Origin of the sequence: uncultured Photobacterium sp., assembly GCF_947039875.1 — a bacterium.
Taxonomy (GTDB): domain Bacteria; phylum Pseudomonadota; class Gammaproteobacteria; order Enterobacterales; family Vibrionaceae; genus Photobacterium.
This window is the reverse complement of the sequence record NZ_CAMRAN010000088.1, coordinates 1-5870: the sequence shown is the minus strand read 5'-3', so window position 1 is coordinate 5870 and position 5870 is coordinate 1. Positions and strand designations below refer to the sequence as shown.

The window sequence follows — 5870 nt, the reverse complement described above, 5'->3', positions numbered from 1 at the left end:
AAGTCAGTTGCTCTACCTACTGAGCTAAGTCGGCACACTAATTTCTTTTTTACTACCAAGTCGAAACTTGATAACTAAATATGGCGGAGAGATAGGGATTTGAACCCTAGATACGCTATAAACGTATGCTGGTTTTCAAGACCAGTGCTTTCAACCGCTCAGCCATCTCTCCAATGCCGCGTATAATATAGTGTACCCCTTTCCTTGTAAAGTAATAATATTAAAAAGCTTTTTAAGTGATCATCAATTAATCAATACTCATTAAGATCGTTCAATTTGTTGTTTTATACAACAAACCAACATGATTACATTCAGAAAGAGCCACTATCTATAATTAATTACCGTTATCTAAAAATAACAAACTCATCATTAATTACCAATCCTGCTATTTGGCTTCACCCTACTGGACTTGAACCAGTGACATGTGAATTAACAGGCCGCTAAGCTCCCCAATAAAGAGTACCAACTGAACTAAGAAGAAATTATAGGATGATGGGCTCTAATACTCTGCATTCTCGAAACCTAGTTTCACCAAAATACAGACGTAAAAAAGCCCGCAATTTCTTGCGAGCTTCTCTATTTGGCTTTACTCTTCAGGGATTAAACCAGTGACATGTAAATTAACATACCACTAATCTTTCCAATAAAGATCACCAGCAGAACTAAAAATATGGTGGTGGGAGAAGGATTCGAACCTTCGAAGGCAGTGCCGGCAGATTTACAATCTGCTCCCTTTGGCCACTCGGGAATCCCACCGAAATTTAATGGTGCCGACTACCGGAGTCGAACTGGTGACCTACTGATTACAAGTCAGTTGCTCTACCTACTGAGCTAAGTCGGCACAAATTTCGTTACATAGCATGTTAATAATTTAACACTATGTCTTTATGTTGGCGGAGTGGACGGGACTCGAACCCGCGACCCCCGGCGTGACAGGCCGGTATTCTAACCAACTGAACTACCACTCCAATTCTTTAACTAACTTGAAATACATCAAATTATTAGAATTTGGCGGAGAGATAGGGATTTGAACCCTAGATACGCTATAAACGTATGCCGGTTTTCAAGACCGGTGCTTTCAACCGCTCAGCCATCTCTCCAATGCGGAAAATAATATAGTTGACAAAGCTAACTGTAAAGTAAAAATCACAAAAAAAATATCAACTGCACTTTTATCAATCAATTATGACTAAAAACAATCAAAATAAGATCAACAAGCTCACAATACTAGAATTTCACCTATATTTATCGACGATTTAATGATTAAGATTCACCAGAGTTACACAATAGATAGCGATGTAGAAATAGTTACACAACATAATAGTTAAATTTTACATCCTTGTTACTTACTAATGATGCAGGTAGACTCAACCTTATTGTTACTCATTCTGGTCTTACAAATGATCACCATAAAAAACATCGCTGCTTTAATACTAATATCTATAGCGATCAACGGCTGTTGCCAATCTCAAGGTACCGTTATTCAAGCCCATGGTAATATTGAAGCGACACAGAGTATTCACCGTTAAATACCCTTTCGAGCCCTATCACCAAAATCATTATTTAACTCAATAATTAATACTTTGATCTTGCTCCAAATTTAAATCAAAAAGCAAACGTTTGCTTTGTTACGTATCACACTTCCATTCGATATATGCATTTGACATCATTAATTACTACATCAAAGTTATTCCTTAGAGATATTTTATTCGCAGAAATTAATCTGTGAGTAAATCAAATGAAAAAAGAAATATTGGTGATTGCTATTTCATCCCTTCTTATGAGTGGCTTAGCTCATTCTGCAACTATTTATAAAAAAGATAATGGCGATAGATTAGATATCTATGGTGGCGCTGAAATTGGCGGAACCATTGTCACAAATAGAGATAAATCCCCTTTTGGCGACAAATCTAAATCTTATGTTGATGACTCTTTTGGAACCATTGGTATAAAAGGACAAACTAATAAATTTTATGCCAAATTAGAAATTGATGCAGAACGTACTGATTGGACTTATGAAAATAATTTTAGATTAGTCATTGATAAAGCTTATATTGGATATTTCTTAACTAACAAACAAACAGTCGAGTTTGGACGAACAGATACAGCCTATGATCACTATGATGCTTTTGGCGATTTCTCAAATGAATTAGCCGACGAAGTATCGGAAGCAGGAGATCAAGATAATACGATTAAATACCGTGGTGAATTTGGCGCTTTAAAAGTTGGAATTTCATATTCAGCAAAAGGTTGGGATTACGAACAAGACGCGCAATCAATGTATGATGAAAATGGCATATTTTTAGGGAAAAAAGGATCGTACGTAACTGATTCTCGAGAAGGTGAAGTTATAAATGGCTATGCTGGCTATTTTACTAACAATCTCACCATTATTGCTGCTGCTGAAACCGTCCATAATCGTGGTGAATTATATTCATTACACGGCAAGTATAAAATTAACAAATTTGCTATTGGTGGGTTTACCTCTTATTCCGACCGTGATGGTGTAAACAAAAATAGCATGACCTATGTATTATCGGGTTCTTACGACATTACAAGCCAATTAACAGGTTATATTGTAGGTAATATTTACAATGACGATAATAACGACAAAGATGACCAACATGTTGTCGTTGGTACGCAATATATGTATGCCAAGAATGTAAAACTCGTTGCTGAAGCTGCAATGGGTGGTAATACAGGTACACTAGGTTATTTAAAAGCATATTATTGGTTTTAAATAACATCAGATATTTTAACTCATTGAATGATACTTATATATTGTTATACACATGGAACGTAACTCATGAAAAAAAATATTTTAGCGATAATTATTGGTGCCACCCTTTCATCATTTAGTTTTCAACTATGTGCTGCTGATAATCAAAATGAACTAAAAACATTATCCATTCAACAGATTCAAGGTAATGACGAATACTCTCCTGTTGACGGTATTGATGTTCCTAATAAACAACATGTATCCACTTACCGCTATAACGTTAAAGGGATTATTACTGCTATTCAGCAACACAATTTAGGTAAAGATCTGCAGCAAGGCTTTTTCATGCAAGCCATGACGGATAATAATCCTGCAACTTCTGATGGTATTTTTGTTCAAACAACAGCAATTGGTAACTTAAAGGTAGGACAAGAGATAAACCTTACTGCTAGAGTTAGTGAAGATTATCATTGGACTAAATTAATTGATGTTGCAGACATCCAACTAAGTAAAGTTGATAATAAATTGCCACCAGTAACCGTTTTAACATTTGATGATGCCAATAAATTTGATTTAGAACGTTACGAAGGAATGCTAGTACGCATTAATAAGAATTCAGATCTAAACGTCACAAAAAATTATGGTTTTGATTTTAATTCATATCGTAACAACATGTTACTTTCACATGGAACGGTAAACGTACACCCTAATCAAACACAAGCACCAACAACCTCTCATACATACCAGTCCAATGATTTATTAGTTATTGAGTCTTTTACCAAAGCTGCAAACGGTGATATTCCTTGGTACCCAACCTTTGGTAAAGATAACGGCACCGGAACAACTGATAATTATATTCGTATTGGTGATGTCGTTAATGGCTTAGAAGGTGTAATTGGTTATTCTTATGGTGATTACCGTTTCTATGTCACGAATAAAGCTGATACAAATACATTTATTCATACAAACGATAGGACCTACGCGCCAGAATTAAAACAAGGCGGTGATTTACGTATTGCTAGTTTTAATGTTCTAAATTACTTCAACTCTCCCTTTACAGATGAAACCCAAAACCCGCTAAAACAAAATAGAGGGGCGACAACTCAAACCGAATTTGATCTTCAAAGCACTAAAATAGCCAATGCCATTGTACGTATGAATGCTGATATTGTCGGTTTAATGGAAATTGAAAATAATGGCTTTCAATCAGATTCTGCCGTTAATGATCTGGTAACTAAAATTAATGATCGAATTAAAGATCCCACAGAGCATTATGCGTATGTAAAACCCAATAATGGTGAGAAATTTATTGGCGATGATGCCATTTCAAGCCAAGTAATTTATAAACCAAATAAAGTCACATTAGAGCAATACCGTATAATAAAAATGCCAGAGCAACATGCTCCTGAAGTTAAATATACCGATGAAAAAGGCAAGCAAAAAATAGAAAGTGGCAGTAATCATCAACGTGATACTATCGTTCCAACCTTTAAAATCAAAGGTACAGATAAGACGTTAACCATCTCTGTTAACCACTTCAAATCAAAAGGTTCTACTTGCTGGGAAGATGTAAACACCGGTAAACAGCGTGATTTAGATAAACAAGGCTCATGTGAAAACTTACGGGTAGCTGCCGCTGAACATCTAGGAGAAGCATTAGCAAAAATTCCGGGATCTAAAGTTATTATTGGCGATCTAAATTCATACGCAAATGAAGATCCTGTCATAATATTAACTAATCGCAATAATGTACCTAAAGATCATATTATCAAAGCAGCAGGATATACTTATATTGGTGGTAATAAAGAAATAGGCACACCATTATATGGACCAGAAGGTAAAGTTATTAATAAAAGTTATGGCTATACTAATATCATCCGTCAATTACATCCTGACTCATACAGCTTCTCATATCAAAATAATATTGGTACGTTAGATTATATTCTATTATCACCAGATCTAAAAAGTAAGGTTATTGATGCTACAGATTGGAATATTAACGCTGGTGAAAGCACATTATTAGAATATGCGAATAAAAATAACTGTGTGGGAGAAGCATGCTCTCCTCGTTATAAAGATATTTACCGTGCATCAGATCACGATCCAGCTGTTATTGATTTAAAAATCACCGAGCAAGCTAAAGATAAATACTCTGGAGGCTCTACGGGTATAATAGGATTAATTTCTTTATTTGGAATCATTCTATTAAGAAAAAATAACCATAAATAACCAATATAAAAAGAGGCTTAGTCAGCCTCTTTTTTTGAAAAGTAATATTACTAATAATTATTGATTTCTTCATACTTGCAATGTGATGCTTATCATAAAATTAAATCCTACATAGTGATGTAATCATGCTTCGTATATTTTAGGATACTAATTACATGCTGAGTTCTACAAAATCACTTTCAATATCATTAAATAAAGCATGGATAAAACCTTTCCTTTATAAATCTGATGTTGAAAAAAGAATTCGTTCCTGGTTTGAAAAGTATAAAACAAGCTGTATTCTTGACATTGAAATAAAAGAAAAAATAATTTCAAGCCCTAAAGTTAGAGTTATGATTGAATATAATAAAATATCAAAAGACACTCATATTGATAGTGAAAAACTAGCCAATATAATTGAAGAACAATTGTTCGATTTCTTTGAATATAGAAATATAATAACAATTGATGAAATCATTAAAAAAATACCACTCGAAGACTCACCACAAGATTATTGTCATTCATTAATAATGAAATCATTAAAAAAAGAAATAATTATTGATGATCAATTTAATTTATTGGATCTTAATCATAAATATCCATCAGAATATGATTTACATCGCTTAACCGACTTAAAAGTTGAACGACTATTATTTCTATCACATATTATAAAATACAATATCAATGTACATAATGCAGTAGCTATATGATGTTATTAATCACCATCAAAAACAAACTAGTCTTCAACATTTTCTCATCTTAATGATAGGTATATCAAAGCCTCGTTATCATCAACGAGGTTATTCTACAATATACTGATAATCGCTCCCCTATCTCGCTTATAATTTCACTGCAGGATGTAACAAAAACACACAGATTTAGGTAATCGAGGATTTGAACCCGCTTTTATTACACCAATTAAATACATCACTATTTTATTCAG

At 33.9% G+C, this 5870-nt stretch carries 4 protein-coding genes and 5 tRNA genes; 4 read left to right on the top strand and 5 right to left on the bottom strand.

Going from position 1 to position 5870, the window contains the following annotated elements:
- Positions 1-81 precede the first annotated feature (81 nt).
- The 5 genes from Q0V26_RS17760 to Q0V26_RS17740 form a co-directional block, all read right to left on the bottom strand.
- A tRNA-Ser gene (locus Q0V26_RS17760) sits at positions 82-172 on the bottom strand.
- Between the two features lie 499 nt (positions 173-671).
- Positions 672-756 (bottom strand) — tRNA-Tyr (locus tag Q0V26_RS17755).
- Positions 757-765: 9 nt separating this feature from the next.
- Positions 766-841, bottom strand: a tRNA-Thr gene (locus Q0V26_RS17750).
- Positions 842-891: 50 nt separating this feature from the next.
- Positions 892-968, bottom strand: a tRNA-Asp gene (locus Q0V26_RS17745).
- Positions 969-1009: 41 nt separating this feature from the next.
- Positions 1010-1100 (bottom strand) — tRNA-Ser (locus Q0V26_RS17740).
- A gap of 300 nt (positions 1101-1400) precedes the next feature.
- Between Q0V26_RS17740 and Q0V26_RS17735 the strand changes: the two genes are divergently transcribed.
- From Q0V26_RS17735 to Q0V26_RS17720, 4 genes are all read left to right on the top strand, one after another.
- A complete protein-coding gene (locus tag Q0V26_RS17735) occupies positions 1401-1529 on the top strand; it encodes a hypothetical protein (protein ID WP_297486304.1) in 129 nt (42 codons plus the stop codon).
- Between the two features lie 209 nt (positions 1530-1738).
- Entirely contained in the window at positions 1739-2740 is a 1002-nt protein-coding gene (locus Q0V26_RS17730) for a porin (RefSeq protein WP_297486302.1), read from the top strand.
- A gap of 66 nt (positions 2741-2806) precedes the next feature.
- Entirely contained in the window at positions 2807-4948 is a 2142-nt protein-coding gene (locus Q0V26_RS17725; protein ID WP_297486300.1) for an ExeM/NucH family extracellular endonuclease, read from the top strand.
- A gap of 155 nt (positions 4949-5103) precedes the next feature.
- Positions 5104-5637, top strand: coding sequence for a hypothetical protein (locus Q0V26_RS17720; protein WP_297486299.1), 534 nt, complete (start codon positions 5104-5106; stop codon positions 5635-5637).
- The last annotated feature ends 233 nt before the right edge of the window (positions 5638-5870 follow it).